The sequence below is a fragment of the Gaiella sp. genome (assembly GCF_039915195.1).
GTDB lineage: Bacteria > Actinomycetota > Thermoleophilia > Gaiellales > Gaiellaceae > Gaiella.
In genome coordinates, this window is sequence record NZ_JBDSNT010000145.1 from 1 (window position 1) to 17,187 (window position 17,187).

14 protein-coding genes and 1 pseudogene are annotated in these 17,187 nt (G+C 67.4%); 11 read left to right on the forward strand and 4 right to left on the reverse strand.

What is annotated here, in order from left to right; translation table 11 throughout:
- Both ABIR74_RS13240 and ABIR74_RS13245 read right to left on the reverse strand, forming a co-directional pair.
- The coding region (locus ABIR74_RS13240; protein WP_348178899.1) for an ABC transporter substrate-binding protein at positions 1 to 1,574 on the reverse strand (1,574 nt) is incomplete at its 3' end.
- A 25-nt stretch (positions 1,575 to 1,599) separates the two neighbouring features.
- Positions 1,600 to 2,757, reverse strand: coding sequence for a mandelate racemase/muconate lactonizing enzyme family protein (locus ABIR74_RS13245; protein WP_348178901.1), 1,158 nt, complete (start codon positions 2,755 to 2,757; stop codon positions 1,600 to 1,602).
- Between the two features lie 82 nt (positions 2,758 to 2,839).
- On the opposite strand from ABIR74_RS13245, the gene ABIR74_RS13250 reads away from it, so the two are divergent.
- Genes ABIR74_RS13250 through ABIR74_RS13280 form a run of 7 tightly spaced genes read left to right on the forward strand, consistent with a single transcriptional unit; the run spans position 2,840 to position 11,246 of the window.
- Positions 2,840 to 3,619, forward strand: a complete 780-nt coding sequence (locus ABIR74_RS13250) for a GntR family transcriptional regulator (protein WP_348178903.1) — start codon at positions 2,840 to 2,842, stop codon at positions 3,617 to 3,619.
- Complete coding sequence (locus tag ABIR74_RS13255) at positions 3,616 to 4,620, forward strand: ABC transporter ATP-binding protein (RefSeq protein WP_348178905.1); 1,005 nt, start codon at positions 3,616 to 3,618, stop codon at positions 4,618 to 4,620. Before ABIR74_RS13250 ends, ABIR74_RS13255 begins: the two co-directional genes overlap by 4 nt.
- Entirely contained in the window at positions 4,617 to 5,672 is a 1,056-nt protein-coding gene (locus ABIR74_RS13260; RefSeq protein ID WP_348178907.1) for a dipeptide ABC transporter ATP-binding protein, read from the forward strand. Before ABIR74_RS13255 ends, ABIR74_RS13260 begins: the two co-directional genes overlap by 4 nt.
- 53 nt (positions 5,673 to 5,725) lie before the next feature.
- Positions 5,726 to 7,351 carry a CocE/NonD family hydrolase gene (locus ABIR74_RS13265; RefSeq protein ID WP_348178909.1) on the forward strand — a complete coding sequence of 542 codons (1,626 nt, stop codon included), beginning with the start codon at positions 5,726 to 5,728 and terminating at the stop codon, positions 7,349 to 7,351.
- Entirely contained in the window at positions 7,348 to 8,478 is a 1,131-nt protein-coding gene (locus ABIR74_RS13270; RefSeq protein ID WP_348178911.1) for a pyridoxal phosphate-dependent aminotransferase, read from the forward strand. The genes ABIR74_RS13265 and ABIR74_RS13270 overlap by 4 nt, the downstream gene beginning before the upstream one ends.
- 32 nt (positions 8,479 to 8,510) lie before the next feature.
- Entirely contained in the window at positions 8,511 to 9,662 is a 1,152-nt protein-coding gene (locus ABIR74_RS13275; RefSeq protein WP_348178913.1) for an MFS transporter, read from the forward strand.
- A 6-nt stretch (positions 9,663 to 9,668) separates the two neighbouring features.
- A complete protein-coding gene (locus ABIR74_RS13280; RefSeq protein WP_348178915.1) occupies positions 9,669 to 11,246 on the forward strand; it encodes an amidohydrolase family protein in 1,578 nt (525 codons plus the stop codon).
- A gap of 6 nt (positions 11,247 to 11,252) precedes the next feature.
- Here the strand turns inward: ABIR74_RS13280 and ABIR74_RS13285 are convergent, their stop codons facing one another.
- Entirely contained in the window at positions 11,253 to 12,665 is a 1,413-nt protein-coding gene (locus tag ABIR74_RS13285) for a neutral/alkaline non-lysosomal ceramidase N-terminal domain-containing protein (RefSeq protein ID WP_348178917.1), read from the reverse strand.
- A gap of 116 nt (positions 12,666 to 12,781) precedes the next feature.
- On the opposite strand from ABIR74_RS13285, the gene ABIR74_RS13290 reads away from it, so the two are divergent.
- From ABIR74_RS13290 to ABIR74_RS13305, 4 genes are read left to right on the forward strand one after another with little or no spacing between them, the layout of a single operon-like run.
- Positions 12,782 to 13,561, forward strand: a complete 780-nt coding sequence (locus tag ABIR74_RS13290) for an SDR family NAD(P)-dependent oxidoreductase (protein WP_348178919.1) — start codon at positions 12,782 to 12,784, stop codon at positions 13,559 to 13,561.
- Positions 13,562 to 13,571: 10 nt separating this feature from the next.
- Entirely contained in the window at positions 13,572 to 14,975 is a 1,404-nt protein-coding gene (locus ABIR74_RS13295) for a hypothetical protein (RefSeq protein WP_348178921.1), read from the forward strand.
- Positions 14,972 to 15,721 (forward strand): SDR family oxidoreductase, encoded by a 750-nt coding sequence (locus tag ABIR74_RS13300; RefSeq protein WP_348178923.1) that lies wholly within the window; start codon positions 14,972 to 14,974, stop codon positions 15,719 to 15,721. Before ABIR74_RS13295 ends, ABIR74_RS13300 begins: the two co-directional genes overlap by 4 nt.
- The gene (locus ABIR74_RS13305) at positions 15,718 to 16,815 is read left to right on the forward strand and encodes a mandelate racemase/muconate lactonizing enzyme family protein (protein WP_348178925.1); all 1,098 of its coding nucleotides are present in this window, start codon (positions 15,718 to 15,720) and stop codon (positions 16,813 to 16,815) included. Before ABIR74_RS13300 ends, ABIR74_RS13305 begins: the two co-directional genes overlap by 4 nt.
- Positions 16,816 to 16,846: 31 nt before the next feature.
- Here the strand turns inward: ABIR74_RS13305 and ABIR74_RS13310 are convergent.
- Positions 16,847 to 17,187: pseudogene (locus ABIR74_RS13310) on the reverse strand (acyl-CoA synthetase); the annotation flags it as partial.

Here is a 17,187-nt window from a genome sequence, read left to right on the forward strand (position 1 = left end):
CCCTGCACGCGCTTGTTGACGACCTGGTACTTGTTCACCTGGATCAGCCCGATCTGCGGGAGGTCGTTCTGGAGCTGCACCTGTGCCCCCTTGTAGATCGGAAGACGCTTGGCAGGATCGAGGATGATCTTGCCGTTTCCGATCGCCCGCCAGACCTTGACGTTCTTGTAGGCCGGGTACCACCGCTGGTAGATCGTGTTGCTCGGGTTGTACTCGCCCAGGTACCCGTCGATGTCGCCGCGCATGCCGCGCGCCGTGAGATCCCATTCGAAGTTGCCGGTGCCGTTGTTCGCGGCGAACGTGCCCGGCTCCTGAGCGACGATGTCGACGTCGATGTTGATCGCCTTCAGCTGCGACTTGATCACGGACGCGATCTGCTGGAACTCGAGCGGCGTCGAGAACGTCGACAGCTTCACGGAGAAGCCCTTCGACTGGCCGGCCGCCGCCATGAGGGCCTTCGCCTTCGGCAGGTCGAACTTCTGGTACTTGTTCTTCAACTCGGCCTGCGTCAACGGCCACGAGCCGTATCCGGGCGGGACGATCCCGGAGTAGTTGCCGTTGCCGCTGTACACCGTGTTGATGATCGCCTGGCGGTTGATGGCGAAGTTGACGGCCTGACGGACGCGGACGTCGTGCCATGGCTTCGGATCGCCCTTGATCGTGAACTGCAACTCACGGAACGCCGCCGTCCCGCCCTTCAGGACGACGAGGCTCGAGTCGTTCGCAAGGGACTTCGCCCCGTCGGACGAGACCGTTGCACCGTCGATCGACCCGGCACGCAGTGCCGCAATCCGCGACTGCTCGTCGGGGAGCGTCTTCAGCGTCATCGCGTCCATGTACGGCTGACCGGGCTTCCAGAACGACCTGTTCGCGACGTACTCGACACGGTCGTTCGGATTGAAGCCGACCATCCGGTACGGCCCGGTGCCGATCGCGTTCCGCGCCACATTGATCTGGTCGTAAAGCCCGTCCGGAACGATGGGCGAGTAGCGACCCCAGGCGAGGAATCCGAACACCCGCGCGTCCCGCGTCTTCAGGCGGAGACGGACGACGTACTTCGAGACAACGTCTGCTCCCTCGAAGCCGGGCACCTGACTGACGGTGACGATGCTCCCAGGAAGCGGTGGGGCGAGCATCTTCTCGATCGAGTACTTGACGTCGCCGGCGTCGAGCTCCTTGCCGTTGTGGAACTTCACACCCTTGCGCAGGTTGAAGGTGATCGACTTCTGATCGGCCGCGATCTTCCACGAAGTGGCGAGCGCCGGCTTGAGGTTGAGGTTCTTGTCCCACTCGACGAGCGAGTCGTACGCCGCCTGCTTCCCCCACTGATTCGAGGTCAGAATTGCGCCGTATGGCGCAACATGCACCGGATCCTGCTCGAGCGCCCAGATGATCCGACCGCCGCGGCGGATCTTCGGCGTGGCGCCTGCCCGCCGCGTCGCCGCCTTTGCGCCACCTGCGAGCGAGCCGGCCGCGATTGCACCGGCGCCCACGACCCCGGCTTTGACGAGAGCATCGCGCCGCGTGACCCCGCCGACAGCGCGCTCTTCCGTTCCCTTATTGGACACAGCCATGTCCTCCTTTGTAAGTGGAGTGCGGTCAGACAATCTGACCGACCCTCGGTGCTTCACCCTGGATGTCATCGTAAAAGACGGATTCTCGTACCTGAATGTTGGCAAGTCGTTCGACGGCGTCGCGATCGACGTCGACCCCGAGCCCCGGCGCATCGGTGACCGAGATGAAACCGTTGCTCATCTCGAGCGGCTCCGTGAGCACGTCGAGCTCCTGCAAGGGGTAGTGCGTGTCGCTCGCAAAAGGGAAGTTCGAGGAGCCCGCGACGAGATGCGCATTCGCCATCGTCGCAGCGCCGAGCTCTGCCCAGCTGCCGATCGCGCACCACTTGCCTGCGGCGGCGGCAAGCGCCGCAATCTCCCTCCCTCGGGTCAACCCGCCGGCCTCCGAGGGATAGACGACGAAGACGTCGCACGCGTCCGCCTTGATCAACTCGAGAGCGGAGCGAATGTCGGTGCACCCCTCGTCCGCCGCGATCGGGACCCCGACCGCACGACGCACCGTCGCCATCCCCGCCACATCGAAGTCGGGAACGGGCTGCTCGACGTACTGGAGGTCAAACTTCTCGAGCCCGCGGATCCACTTGATCGCCGCGGGAACGCTCCAGATCATGTTCGCGTCGATCCGGATCTTCACGTCGGATCCGACCTCGTCACGGATCGCCGCGATCGTGTCGTGGTCCTGCCCGAAGTCGCGCCCGACCTTGAGCTTCAGCTCGGAGTAGCCGGCGTCGACGAACGCGGCCGCCTTCCGCGCATTCGCCTCTGGCTCGTCGATGAACAGGTAGCCGACGACCGGGACCTCACGACGGCAGAAGCCCCCGAGGAGCTCCGCCACCGGGACGCCAAGCGCCTTTCCCTTGAGGTCGAGGAGCGCGATCTCGATCCCCGAGATCGCGTACGCGCCGATCCGACTCCAGTTACGCGTGAACTCTTCCATTCGATGGACGAGCCATTCGGTGCGGAGCGGATCCTGGCCGAGGAGGAACTGGGTTAGCTCCGCATCGATGATCGTGCGAATCGTGGGCAGCGTCGGCCCGGGCGCCTCGCCGATGCCGACGATGCCCTCGTCGGTGTGCACTTCGACGAGGAGGCCCGACGCGGACAACCGCGTGCCACCTGGCCAAACGAGTGGCTCACGCATCGGCGTGCGAACGGGAACGGTGTGAATGCTGGTGATCTTCACAGGAGATGGCTAGACTAGGCTCGAAGCACCAGATTGTCAACCATTTATGAATTGTCGACAATTTGTATGATGGGAGCGACACATGGCCTCGATCGTCGAACGCACCGCCACCACCGTCGTCGATGTCGGCGCCGGGAGGGGTGGGCCGCGCGGTCAGCAGGTCGTCGAAATCCTGCGGAGCGCGATCATCGTCGGCACCTACGAGCCAGGTGAGCGGCTCGTCGAGGCGACGATCTCCGCCGAGCTCGGAACGAGCCGCGGCCCCGTGCGCGAGGCGCTGCGGCAGCTCGAGAACGAGGGCCTCGTCATGTCGACCGCGTACAAGGGCGCGGTCGTGCTGGGCGTGTCCGACGAGGAGGTGCAGAAGGTCCTGATCCCGATCCGACTCACGCTCGAGCGCTACAGCTTCACTCACGCGCTCGCGCGGATGACGGATGATGACCTTGGAGAGTTGGGGAAGCAGGTGTGGCACATGGAGCAGGCGGCCGCAACCGACGATCTCCCGCGCGTCGTCGAGGCCGACCTTCGATTCCACGAGGTCGTGATCTCCGCGTCGGGCCAACCACACACCGTTCAGATCTGGGGGACGATCTGGCCGCGGATCCGCGCCTACTTCTACCGCTACGGTCGTGGGAAGGACCTCGCGACGATGGTCGTCGAGCACAAGGAGCTGCTCGCCGCGATCCAGTCGCGCAATGTCCCGCTCATGCTCGCACAGCTCGAGGAGCACATCGCCGTGCCGAGTCCCACGCCGGCCGGATCAGGCGGCCGGAAGCAGCCCAAGGCCCGATCGTCGAGCGTGAAGACGCCGTCGAAGGGTGCATCCACCCCTGTCGTCTCGGTCGGCAAGGCGCCACGATGACCGATCTCCTGACGGTCGAGAATCTCCGCACCGGTTTCCACACACACGGCGGCGTGATCCGGGCCGTCGACGGCGTCGACTTCTCGATCGCGAAGGGCGGTGCGCTCGGCGTCGTCGGCGAGTCCGGGAGCGGCAAGTCCGTCACGGCGCTCTCGATCATGCGCCTGATCGATCTACCCGGACGCGTCGAGCCGACCTCCACTATTTCCTTTGAAGGCCGCGATCTCGCAACGCTCCCGGAGGACGAGCTGACGAAGATTCGCGGCAACGAGATCTCGATGATCTTCCAGGAGCCTATGACGTCGCTGAATCCCGTATTCACGGTGGGCGAGCAGATCGCCGAATCCGTCCGCCTCCACCAGAACGTCGGAGCCAGGGAGGCAGACGACCGCGCCCTCGAGATGATGCGCCTCGTCGGCATCCCGTCCGCCGAGAAGCGGATGCGCGACTACCCCCATCAGATGTCGGGCGGCATGCGCCAACGGGTGATGATCGGGATGGCCCTCAGCTGCAACCCGAAGCTCCTGATCGCCGACGAGCCGACGACGGCACTCGACGTCACGGTGCAGGCGCAGATCCTGGAGCTGATGAAAGAACTGCGCGAGAAACTCGGGATGGCGATCCTCCTGATCACCCACGACCTCGGTGTCGTCGCCGAGATGGTCGATGAGGTCGCCGTCATGTATGGGGGCAAGATCGTCGAGCGTGGGCCGGTGAAGGACATCTTCGAGAACCCGCAGCATCCCTACACGGAGGCGCTCCTCCGCTCGATCCCGCTCCTTGGCATGCGGTATACGACACCCCTGAAGGCGATCCGCGGGATGGTTCCGAGCCCGCTCGACTGGCCGCAGGGCTGCCGCTTCGCTCCGCGATGTGACTACGCCTTCGATCGGTGCGCGACCGAGTTGCCGCCGCTCCATGTCGTCGGTGAGCAGCAGGCCGCCTGCTGGCTGTGCGAGAACGGCGCTCGCGACGTCCAACCGCTCGTGGCACCCCTATGAGCACGGACGCCGTCACGCCCTCAGTCGCGCCTGAGCCTCCGGAGCCGAGCGAGGACGACGTCCTGCTCAGTGTTCGTGGTCTGAAGAAGCACTTCCCCGTGAAGCAGGGGCTCTTGAAGCGGACGTCCGGCTACCTGCAGGCCGTCGACGGAGTCGATCTCGAGGTGCGGCGTGGAGAGACGCTCGGGCTCGTGGGCGAGTCCGGCTGTGGCAAGTCGACGCTGGGACGCACCATCCTGCGACTGCTCGAGCCAACGGCGGGTGAGATCACGTTCGATGGCGTTGAAATCCTGGGGCTGGGCAGCAAGGACATGAAGGACATGCGGCGCCATATGCAGATCGTCTTCCAGGACTCCGTCGGCTCGCTCGACCCACGCATGAAGGTCGGCGACCTGATCGCAGAGGGGCTCTCGATCCACGGCATCGGCGCCCGGAAGGAGCGAGAAGCCGTCGTCCACGAGATGCTCGGGCGGGTCGGCATGCCGCCCGAGGCGGCCGACCGATACCCACATCAGTTCAGCGGCGGACAGCGGCAGCGCATCGGTCTGGCGCGTGCACTCGTGCTGCAGCCGAAACTCGTCGTCGCCGACGAGCCCGTTTCGGCGCTCGATGTGTCGATCCAGTCCCAGGTGCTGAACCTGCTCGTCGAGCTGAAGGAGGAGTTCGACCTCACCTACGTCTTCGTCGCGCACGATCTCGCCGTCGTGGGCTACATCTCGGACCGCGTTGCAGTGATGTACCTCGGTCGGATTGTCGAGATCGCGCCGTCGGACGAACTGTTCCGGCGCCCACTGCACCCCTACACGATGGCGCTTCTGTCGGCGAACCCGGAGCCGATCCCCGGCCGGAAGAGCACCCGCATCGTCCTCACGGGTGACGTCCCGAGCCCCATAGACCCACCGTCGGGCTGCCGCTTCCGCACCCGTTGCCCGATTGCCCAGCAGATCTGCTCCGAAGTCGACCCCGCACTCCAGGACCACGGCCTCGATCATCGTGCCGCGTGCCACTTCCCGGGCACGTCCATCGCCGGGCCCTCGCCCGCCGCTGCATGAACTCCGGCTCGTCGCACCCCCTCCATGAGGTCCGGCTGCTGCACGACTGTCGCGTGCCGACGCGCGATGACATCACCCTTTCGGCCGATGTCTATCTCCCCCTCGGCGCGCAGGGTCTGCCGACGATCATCCAGTGGACGCCGTATGAATCGACCCGGGAGCGCTTCGTCTCCTGGGGGGTCTGGTTCGCGAAGCGCGGGTACGCCGCGGTCGTCGTGGACACCCGCGGCCGCTACGAGTCCGAGGGCGAGTTCACCGCGTGGATCCACGACGGGCCTGACGCCTACGACACGGTCACGTGGGCAGCCGAGCAGCAATGGTCGAACGGTCGCATCGGCACCTGGGGCAGGAGCTACGGGGGCCTCGTCCAGTGGGAGCTTGCGCACCTCCAGCACCCGAACGTCCAATGCATCGCACCGCAGGTCATTCACGACGACTACTTCTGGGACGGCTACTGGACAGGCGGGGCCTTCCAGCTCGCGCTCACGCTCGGCGCTGCGGCGCTCTGGTCGAGCGCGATGGCGCTGATCACTGGGCCGAGCGCACGCGACATCGTGCTCAACGACCGCATCTTTGGCCACCTCCCGCTGATCGAGCTCGACGAGGTGACGATAGGACGCAAGGTCGACTACTGGCGCCTCTGGTGGGAGCACCAGACCAATGACGAGTACTGGCAACAGTTCCGGACGAGGCCCGCCCTCGTCGACGTCCCGATCTTCCAGCAGGGTGGCTGGTTCGACCCGTACTCCGGCTCCCATCTGCGGTCCTTCGGCGCAATCGGCAACCGCGTACCGAACCGCGTGATGATCGGCCCGTGGTCGCACGAAGAGGACGTCGAGAACTTCACCGGTGACATCGACCTCTCGCCGGCCCTGACCGTGATCCGTGACCACGAGCTCGCCTTCTACGACAGATTCCTCAAGGACGAGGCAAACGGCTGGGACGAGCGCCCGCCCGCTGATCTCTTCGTCCTCGGGGTGAACGAGTGGCGAGGCGAAAGCGAGTGGCCGCTTGCACGCGCGGAGTCGACGCCATTTCACCTTCGTCAGGGAGCAGCGCTCTCGGTCAGCCCCCCAGGCACCGACGAGACCGCCGATCGCTACGACTACGACCCGGCCGACCCGGTGCCGACGGTCGGTGGCGTCAACTCGGTGCTGACGATGACGCAGGGGGCCGAGACGCCGATCCGCCCCGGGCCGATCGACCAGCGTGTGCTCGAGCAGCGCCGCGACGTGCTGGTGTACACGAGCGAGCCGCTCGACCACGACCTCGAGGTGATCGGCCCGGTCGAGATGGTGCTCTACGCCGCGTCATCGGCGCTCGACACCGATTTCATGGTGCGACTGTGCGACGTCTACCCCGACGGTCGCTCGATCTTCCTGACGGAGGGGATCATCCGAGCCCGATATCGGGGTAGCGTCGAGGGCGAATCGGTCGAACTCCTCGAGCCGGGCGAGGTCGCCGAGTACCGGATTCGGTGTTACCCGATGGCGAATGTCTTCCGGAAGGGCCACTGCCTCCGGGTGGCCGTCACCAGCTCGAGCTTCCCGCGCTTCTCCCGCAACCTCAACACCGGCGAGGACATTGGCACCGGAACGCGCATGCAGGTCGCCCACCAGACCGTGCTCCACACGAACGCCTACCCCTCGCGCATCGTGCTGCCCGTCGTTCCGTCGTGAGCGTCGGCCGCTTCCCGACCTACGAGGCGGAGGAGCGTCGCCACACATCACGCGCGAATGGCGTCGAGACGGTGGCACTGAGCGGGACGCCCGCCCCAGGCCTTCCGCCCCACGTCGTCGCTGCCGTCGCCACGGTGCTCGAACGACCGATGAGGACGCCGCCGGCTCGGGGCCTGACGCCGCTCCGTGACGCGCTCGCCGTCGAGCTCGCGGTAACGACCGGGCGACACGCCGACCCGGAATCCGAAGTTCTCGTCACGAACGGCGCCATGCAGGCCCTCGGGGTGTGCTTTCGATCGCTTCTCGACCCCGGGGACGAGGTCGTGATACCCACGCCGTCGTTCTTCTTCGGTGGGCCGATCCTCGCAGCTGGCGGAACACCGGTTTACGTCCCCGGCTCGGCTGCCACCGGCTGGCGCTGGGACATCCAGGCGATCGAGCAGGCGATCGGTGAGCAGACAAAGGCGCTCCTCCTCTGCAACCCCGGCAACCCAACCGGTCACGTCCCGTCGCCTCAGGACGTCGCCGAGGTGGTGGCACTTGCGGAACGTCACGGACTTCTCGTCGTCACCGATGAGGCGTACGAGATGTCCCTGTGGGACAACGCTCGCCTCACATCGGCATACGGGCTCGGCGCGAACGTGGTGGTGATCCGAAGCCTCGGAAAGAGCCTTTCACTCCCCCAGCTGCGGATCGGGATGCTTGCCGGGCCGGCGGCGCATGTCGAAGCATGCGCGCGAACGCTCGAGTGGGACTGCCTGCGTGTCGGCGTCGCTCCCCAGGAGGCTGCTCTCGCCGTGCTCGAAGGGCAGCGAGACTGGCTCGAGGAGATTCGAGCCGGGCTCGAGCGCGACCGCGACGTTGCCCTTGCGGCGATTCGGGCGACACCCGGGCTCGCCGCCGTTACACCCCGCGCGGCACCGTTCCTCTTCGTCGGCACGACAACGGTCGGCAACGTTGCCGATCAACTGGACGCCGTCGGGTTGCCGATCGTCGATGGCGCTGCGTTCCAGGCGCCCGGCTATGCACGCCTTCCCTTTGGCGGCGCGTTCGACGCGAGCACCGCTTTGGCCAGGGCACTCGAGCGCTGGTCGGATCTCCATGGTGCCGAACTGCGGGCCGGGTGAGTAGGCTCGGAGTTCCGCGTAGGACGGCCGCGTTGATCGGGGCCAACTGCCTCTCCGCAGGCGTTCAGGGTCAGTTCCAGTTCGTGCTGCCGTGGATGCTCCTCACTCGCGGCCACTCCCCCCAGACGGCCGCGTTCGCCGCCGGGCTCGTCTACGCACCGCTCCTCCTCACGGCTGTTCCTGCGGGCGCAGTCTCCGACAACTCGGATCCCCGACGACTGATGCGCATCGCGACCCTCGTCACGCTCGCCGCCTGCGCGCTGTACCCGCTCGCGGCGCTCGCGGGGCACGACCGATTCGTCCTCGTGCTCGTCGCAGCTGTCGTTGTCGGAAGCGTGCGCAACTTCTCCGAAGGTGCACTCTTCCGAGGTATTGGCGACACGACGCACGATCGGAGCCTCCTGCGTGCCCACGCACTCCGTACGACCGTCAATCAGGCGGCGGTATTCGGAGGCCCCTTCATCGGGCTCTTGTTGTTCCGCGTTGGGGGCACCGACGCCGTGATGATCGGGATCTGCGTCGCCCTCGTTGGCGCGGTCGGGATTCTCGGTCTCGTGCCCGAGCTCGAGCGTGGCTCGGAGTCCGCCGCCATCATGCAGAAGAACGTCATCGATGGCATGGCCTCCCTTCGGGCCAGCAGCCGCCTGCGGACGATCGGCTGGGTGAACCTGACCTGGAACCTCTTCGCGGGTGCGGCAATGGGCATCATGCCCTCCGTGCTGCGCGAGCATCTGGGCATGGACGAGGTGCATGCCAGCGTCACGTTTATCGCAGGAGCGGTCGTCGTCGTGGCCCTCACGATCCCCGTCGTTCGCACCGCCCAGAACCGGGTCGGGGCGATCTCCACGTTCATCGTCGCGATCACGATCCAGGGAATCGCAGTGATGCTGTTCGCAGACCCGCGCGCCGCGATCCTCGGCCCTCTCATCTACTGCCTCTTCCTGCTTTCGAACAGTGCCGCAGCGGCTTCGCTCAACGGCGCGCGAGCGCTCGAGGTCGAGCACGAGCACCAGGGCCTTCTCAACATGGCGCTGCTCACGGTCGGAATGATCGGGTTCATCGCCGGCGTGCTGATCGCAGGCGTGCTGATCGCGCAGCTCGGCTTCGTCGTCGTGCTGGTGGTCATCGGGTCAGGTATGGCCATGACCGCAGTGTGCTTCCGACGGCCGCTCGTGGCGGCGTAGCGGCCCATGCTCGATCTGCTGATCACCGGAGCGACGGTCTACCCGGGCGATGCACGACCGTTCACCGGAGCCGTCGGGGTCACGGGAAGCGCGATCGACCTCGTAACGATCTGTCACGAGGATCGGTCGCTCCCACCCGCGCAGAACGTCGTCGACGGGCGAGGGTTGCTGCTCTGCCCCGGGTTCATCGACATGCACACCCACTCGGGCCTGGTCTCGTTCGACGACCCGTTCCTGACGCCAAAGCTCGCCCAGGGGTTCACGACCGAGGTCATCAATCCGGACGGACTGGCGCCTGCCCCGGTCTCGCCCGAACGCTGGCGCGAACGCCGGGCATATCTCCGGCCGCTCGAGGGCGCCGGGCCGGAGAGGTGGACGTGGGAGACGGTCGCCGAGTACCTCGACGCGCTCGACGCCACACGACCCGCGCTCTCGCTCGTGCCGTCGATCGGCCATGGAGCCGTTCGCGACCTCATCCTCGGCGGCGGCCGGGTTTCTCCGACGACGAAGCAGCTCCGGGAGATGCGCCGCGAGGTCCGGGCCGGGCTCGAGGCGGGATGCCGGATGCTCTCCTTCGGGCTCGTCTACCTCCCCGGCGCGTATGCCGACACCGAGGAGCTCGTCGCGATGGCAGAGGAAGCGGCTGCGTTCGATGCACCCCTCGTTCCCCACGTTCGAAACGAGGGACACGGCCTGCTCGAGGCGATCTCCGAGTTGATCGACGTCGCCCGACGAACGGGCGCGCCGCTTCATCTCTCGCATCTCAAGTCTCTCGCCGACGAGACCCTGATCGAGCCGCTACTCGAGCTACTCGAGGAGACGGCAACCGAGATCGACCTCACCTTCGACCAGTACCCCTACGGCGCCGGCAGCACCCTGCTCGCGAGCGTGCTCCCCGGCTGGGCGCAGGAAGGCGGTGCGTCGGGCACCCTGCAGGCGCTCGGCAGTGGAACGGAGAGGCGCCGCATCGCCCACGACATCGCGCACGGATTGCCGGGCTGGGAGAACATCCTCGACACTCTCGGTCCCGAGCGCATCGAGATCGCCCACGCAGCCGCACCGAACGAGGGCACAGTCGGTCGGACGCTCGGCGAGATCGCGCTCGACCGCGGGTGCGACGCGGTGACCGCCGCTCTCGACCTGATTGGTGAGTCGGCACTCGACGTGACGATGGTGCTCCACTACGCAACGGACGCAGCCGTGCGAACGATCGCCCAGCACCCACTGATGCTCGTCGGATCGGACGGGATCTTCGGGACGCGCCCTCACCCGCGCGTCTACGGCACCGCTCCACGATTCCTGGGACGCTTTGCGATCCGCGAGGGGCTACTCCCCGTAGACGAAGCCGTCGCTCGACTCACGGCACGCGCCGCAGACCGTCTCCGCCTCACCGATCGCGGCCGCATCGAGCCCGGAAAGCGAGCCGATCTCGTCCTCCTCGACCCCGCTCTCTACGTCGACAACGCCACCTACGCCGACCCGTGCCGGTCGCCAGAGGGCGTCGCGGGAGTCTGGGTCGCAGGCCGATCCGCGTGGCACGACGGAGCCCCGACAGGGGCTCGGCACGGCGGCGTGATCCGCTGACCCGGCCTACGCCGGCTCGTCGGCGAGGAGCCGCCTTCCCTCGGCGATGCAGTGCCCCGTCAGGGTCGGCAGCGCCTCCTTCCCGAACGGCGTCTGCCAGACCTGGTAGATATCCCGGCCGTCGAGCTCCGGCGGGTAGAGGTAGCCCATCTCGGCACCGCTCGTGTTCATCACCACGACCGTCGTCTCGGGAAACGCCCGTCGGAGGCTTTCCTGGAAAGCCGAGTACGGTTCGTTCGCCTGCGCGACGACGAGGCTGTCGCCGACACGCCAGACCCAGGCAGGGAAGATCTGGTGGTCGCCGCCGCTCAGATTTCGGAGGATCTGGATCTTCCGGAACAGCCGCTCCGCAATCGCCCGATCGTCGGTAACGGCGAGCTGGGCCTCGAGCTCCTCTTCCGTCGGCATCGGCTTCAGTGGCAGAGGAACATCGATCGCCCCACCCGCAAGCTTTCCTGAAGGCTGAAAGGGCGCGGGGAGCCAGACGGCGAGCGGCGCTCCCGACTCGACGATGCCGTCGTAGCGCAACGCCTGTCCGGCAGGCAGCATTCCCTCGAGCGCGCTGAGGGCGCTGAACCCGAGCCGGCGGCCATGCTGGTCTGCCACCGCCGGGTCGCCGACGTACTGGTGCGCCGGGCCGAGCTCACCGGACGCGCCGTGCAGGAACAGGCACGGCGCGTCGCCCGTGTGCTGCTCGACGAGCTCGCGCATGGCACCGATGTAGTCAGGGGAGATGAGCGTGTTGCCCCATGCGAGCGTCGTGGGGTGGCAGGCGTAGTTGACGATCGTTCCCAGGACACGGCCGTCGTCGGCGGCGGTCACACGCCCGACCACGAGCGTGTCGTCGGCAGGCGCGACGGGATTGAAGCCACAGACGATTCGGCCATCCTCGCTCGCCGGGTCGGGGAGGTCGCGGTTCCGGGCAAGGTCGCACCGACCGGTCGCCCACGTCAGCGTCGCGGGCGTCGCTTCAGCGAGTGCCTCCTCGCAGGCCTCTAGAATGGCCTGGCTCAGCTGGTCGAGGTAGGGTCCGATCAGCTCGCCGCCGGGCATGTGGCTACGGCTCATGGCCGACCAGGGAGCAGAATGAGTGTGTGAGCAATTGACGAGCAGCTCGCCTGTTCCGAGACCGAGGGCCTCACGCACCGGGGCGAGCACGCGCTCCTCGTCGGAGGCTCCACCGAGATCGCCGAGTAACGCAATGTCGAGCCCGACGAGGAGCCTCGGCCGATCCGACCCGGCCGACCGGAGTGCGAGTGCAGTCGCGCACAGCGGCCGGTGGACGCCGTCGGCGACATCGTGGGCCGCAGCACCCCACATGCGTGAATAGATGCCTGCCGGCGGCGTCGTATCCCGCCGCGCGAATCCGATCTGGCCGGAGAAGGCGGACGGAGCGACTTCGAGTGGGATGGACGTCAATTGAGGCCTCCAGATCGATGGACGCGGTGGAGAAGGACCGGAGGGGGCTCCCCCGCCTGCCCCGTGATTGTAGGCTGCAAGCGATACCAGAATCGATCGCCGAAGGGAGAGAGGAGTTGGCTCAGCTCACCGGCCGTGTGGCTCTCGTCACGGGAGCTGGACGTGGCATAGGCCGCGCGACAGCGCTCGCGCTCGCTTCCGCCGGTGCGGCCGTCGTCGCGACGGCGCGCAGCGTCGACGAGTTGGACTCCACGGTCGCGGAGATCAGAGCAGCAGGCGGTGAGGCCTCGGCCCTGTCCTGCGACCTCTCCGACCGCTCGCAGTCGGTCAGGCTCATCGAGCGCGCAGCCGTTGCCTTCGGGCCGATCGACATCCTCGTCAACAACGCGGGCATCGGGAGCAGCGCAGATCCGCGTCTGCTTGCCGAGTTCGACGACGCATTCTGGGATCGCACGCTCGAGATCAACCTGACGGCTCCGTACGTGCTCTCGAAGGCGGTGTTGCCGCACATGCGCTCGAACGGCTTCGGCCGCATCATCACCGTCGCCTCGATCAACAGCCGTGTCCCCTCGCTCCACGGCGGCGCCTATGTCGCGAGCAAACACGGTGTGCTCGGCCTGATGCGGACGCTTGCGTTGGAGCACGCTGCCGAGGGGATCACGGTCAACTGCGTGTGTCCTGGCCCGGTGCGCACGCAGGTGAACGACAGACGTGTCGAATACGACGTACAACGGCTCGGAGTCGATCGCGAGGAGTACGAGCGCGGGTTGACGCCGATCGGCGGCCGACTCGAGCCCGAGGACATCGCCCCGATGGTCGTGTACCTCGCGGGCGACGAGGCTCGCATGATCACCGGGCAGGCCTACCACATCGACGGCGGAGTCTCGATGGCATGAGCTCGCGCCGATGACCTCTCCCACGCCCCTGACGGCCGCACCGGATCTCGCCGAGCCCACGCCCGGATTCGCGGGCTCGATCGGTGTCGCGCGTCGCGACATCACCCCGCCTCCCGGCATCTTCATCCGCGTCTGGGGGCCGGCAACGGAGGATGTCTCGACCGGGACGCACCGTCCGTTGACGCTCACGGCGCTTGCGCTCGTCGCCGACGGACAGGATCCGCTCGTCCTGCTGGCGGCCGACCTCGGCTGGTGGCAGGACCCTGCCGACGAGTGGCACGTTCGCGGTTCCGTGCTGGAACGCCTCGGGCTCGATTCCGCTCGCGTGCTCCTCAGCCTCTCCCACACGCACGCCGGTCCATCGACCTACCGCGGTGACGCGGGACAGCCCGGCGGCCACCTCATTTCTCCCTACCTCGATGCCCTCCGCGACGCCGCCGTCGGCGCGGCGGAGGAGGCTCTTGCTCGTTGCGTCGAGGCCACGCTCACGTGGACGACGGGACGGTCGGGCGTTGCCGGGAACCGCGACCTTCCGCGCGACGACCGGTACGTCGTGGGGTACAACCCCGCCGCCCACGCAGATGACACGCTGCTCGTCGGTCGAGTCACCGGCGCAGATGGGGCCGTGATCGCGACGCTCGTCAACTACGCCTGCCACCCAACGACGCTGGCCTGGCAGAACACGCTCGTCTCGCCCGACTTCGCCGGAGCGCTTCGCGAGGTGGTCGAGGACGGGACGGACGGGGCACCGTGCCTGTTCCTGCAGGGAGCCTCGGGCGACCTTGCGCCCCGGGAGCAGTACGTTGGCGACACGGCTGTCGCCGACCGCCACGGCACCGCCCTCGGCCACGCAGCGCTCGGGGCGCTGTGTGCGATGCCCGCGGCCGGCACCGAGCTCGCGTGCCTCGGCGTCGTCGAATCAGGCGCCCCTCTCGCGATCTGGGGCCTGCGGACGGTCGCACAGCCACGAAGCGCTCGCGCCTCGCATCACGATGTGCCGGTGGCGCTCAAGGACGACCTCCCGACGATCGAGGAGCTCGAGGTCGCCTGGGCCGACATCGACCCTCTCAGTCGGGTCGAGCGGATCCGCCGCGCCCGGAACCTGCGTGCCAGCTACCGCGACGACGGTGCCGCCACCCATCCGCTTTGGGTCTGGAGCCTCGGTGACTGCGCGATCGTCGGCCAGCCCGGGGAGCTCTACTCCGCCTTTCAGGAGCGTCTTCGCGCACGGTTCCCCGAGCGAGCGGTCGTCGTCCTGAACGTGACGAACGCCCCCGGAGCCGTGTACCTCCCTCCGGAGCACCTCTACGACGAGAACATCTATCCCGTGTGGCAGACGCTCCTCGCGCGCGGCTCGATGGAGCGGGTTCTCGACGCCGCCGTTACCGACCTCGACGAGAGGACGGGGCCGTGAGCGGATCAGGAGAGCGCGTTGCGGTGATCACCGGGGGCACCCGGGGAATCGGCCTGGCGGTCGCAACACGATTGCGCGACGAAGGTTGGCAGGTGGTCGCGGTCGACCTCGTGGCCGGCGAGTCCGGGAGCTCTGGGATCGCCTACCGACCAATGGATGTCTGCGATCGTGACCAGGTCGAATCGACGTTCCGGGCAGTCGTGGCGGAGTTCGGAGGGCTCGACCTTCTCGTCAACAACGCCGGTATCACACGCCACCGCCCGCTCGTCGATCTCACCCAGGAGGACTGGGCGGCCGTCGTCGACGTCAACCTGAACGGCGTCTTCAACTGCCTGCAGTCGGGCGGTCGGATCATGATCGAACGGGGCTCGGGGGTCATCGTGAACATGGCCTCTGTCGCCGCCGAGCGCGGGGCAGCCGGGCGTGCCCCGTATGCGACAACGAAGGCTGCAATCGTCGGACTCACGCGCTCGGCAGCGGTCGAATGGGCGCCGCTCGGTGTCCGCGTGAACGCCGTCGGCCCTGGCTACGTCGATACCGGCGTGCTCAGCGCCGCCATCGCGGCCGGCACCCTCGATGTAGCCGATGTGCTCGAGCGGATCCCGGCCGGTCGGCTTGCGGACGCCGACGAGATCGCCTCGACCGTAAGCTTCCTCGCCTCACCCGGCGCGGCCTATGTCACGGGCCAGGTGCTGTACGTGGACGGCGGCTTCCTCGCCGACTACGGCGTCAACGTCAAGCGATGATGTCCCGGATCCGAGTCATCCGGGTCGGGACTGCAACCCTGCCGCTCCCTGCCCCGCTCCGGCTCGGGCAGATGACGATCCAGGAGCGCGAGTATGCAGCTGTAGAGGTCGAAACGGACGACGGCATCATCGGCAAGGCGTATTGCCTGACCCGAAACGGACCCGTGGCAGCGTGCGTGGAGCGGCTGATCGCACCCGTCATCGTAGGGCGACAGCCGGACGCCGAGGCGCTGTGGGACGACTGCTCGCGCGCGAACGTCGCTGTCGGCCGTACCGGCCTCGTGGTCAAGGCACTCGGGCTCGTCGATGTCGCATTGTGGGACATCGCTGCGCAGGTCGCAGGGGTCCCGCTGTGGCAACACCTCGGTGCGAGCGCGCCCACCGCACCCGTGATGATGGTCGCCGCGTATCCAATCGCGGGCCGTGACCCGGAGTCACTGGCCGAGGACGTGATCCGCTACGCGAGGGCAGGCTACGGCCTGCTCAAGATCGCGCGAGACCCCGATCCCGCACGCATGCGCCGCCTCCTCGAGCACGCCGCAGCCGGTCTCCCGGACGGAGCGCGGCTGGTTGTCGACGGAGGCTACGTCTGGCGCTCGAGCGACGAGGCCCTCGCCGAGGTCGCTCTGTGGGGCGCCACACCGCTCGCGTGGCTCGAGGATCCGCTCGTGCCCGAGGACGCCGAAGGCTGCGCCGCGATCCGCCGTCTCGGTCCGTATCCGGTCGGAGTGGGAGACGAGGTGAGTCATATCGGCACGTTCAGGGCGTTGCTCGATGCCGATGCGCTCGATGTGCTTCGCCTCGACGTTCTCGCAATCGGCGGCGTCACGCCGGCCCGCCGCGCCCAGGCACTCGCCGTCGAGCACAACGTGCCGGTCTCCTTCCACGTGTACCCCGAGGTGTCCATCCATCTGGCGGCCTGCACTCCCGGCTCACTCGTCGAGACGTTCGATCCCGATCTACCCGGTGGCAACCCGCTCGACCCTGCTCACCGCCTGTCGACGGGTGGCCCCGCCTTCGTCGAAGGGATGGCCGTCGCGCGGGACGGTCCCGGGCTCGGCTTCGATCTCGACTGGAGCCTGTTTCTGAGGTGATGCCGTGCGAGCATCGCCCGTAGCGCTTGCCTCACCCGACTCCGGGCAGATCGGGACCCTCTACCTCGAGGCGACGCAGCTCTCCCCGGCGAATCTTGCCCGTGACGGTCAACGGCAACTCGGCGACGAATTCGATCGATCGTGGCACCTCGTACGGTGCGAGCCTCGTGCGAACGTGTGCCTGGAGCTCCGCCGTGAGCTCGGGAGATCCCACCGTTCCTTCGACCGTGACCACGAATGCTTTGACGACCTCTCCGCGAACATCGTCCGGCACCCCGATCGCGGCGGCAATCGCCACGGCCGGGTGACGGATCAAGCACTCCTCGATCTCTCCCGGACCGATCCTGTGACCAGCACTCGAGATGAGGTCGT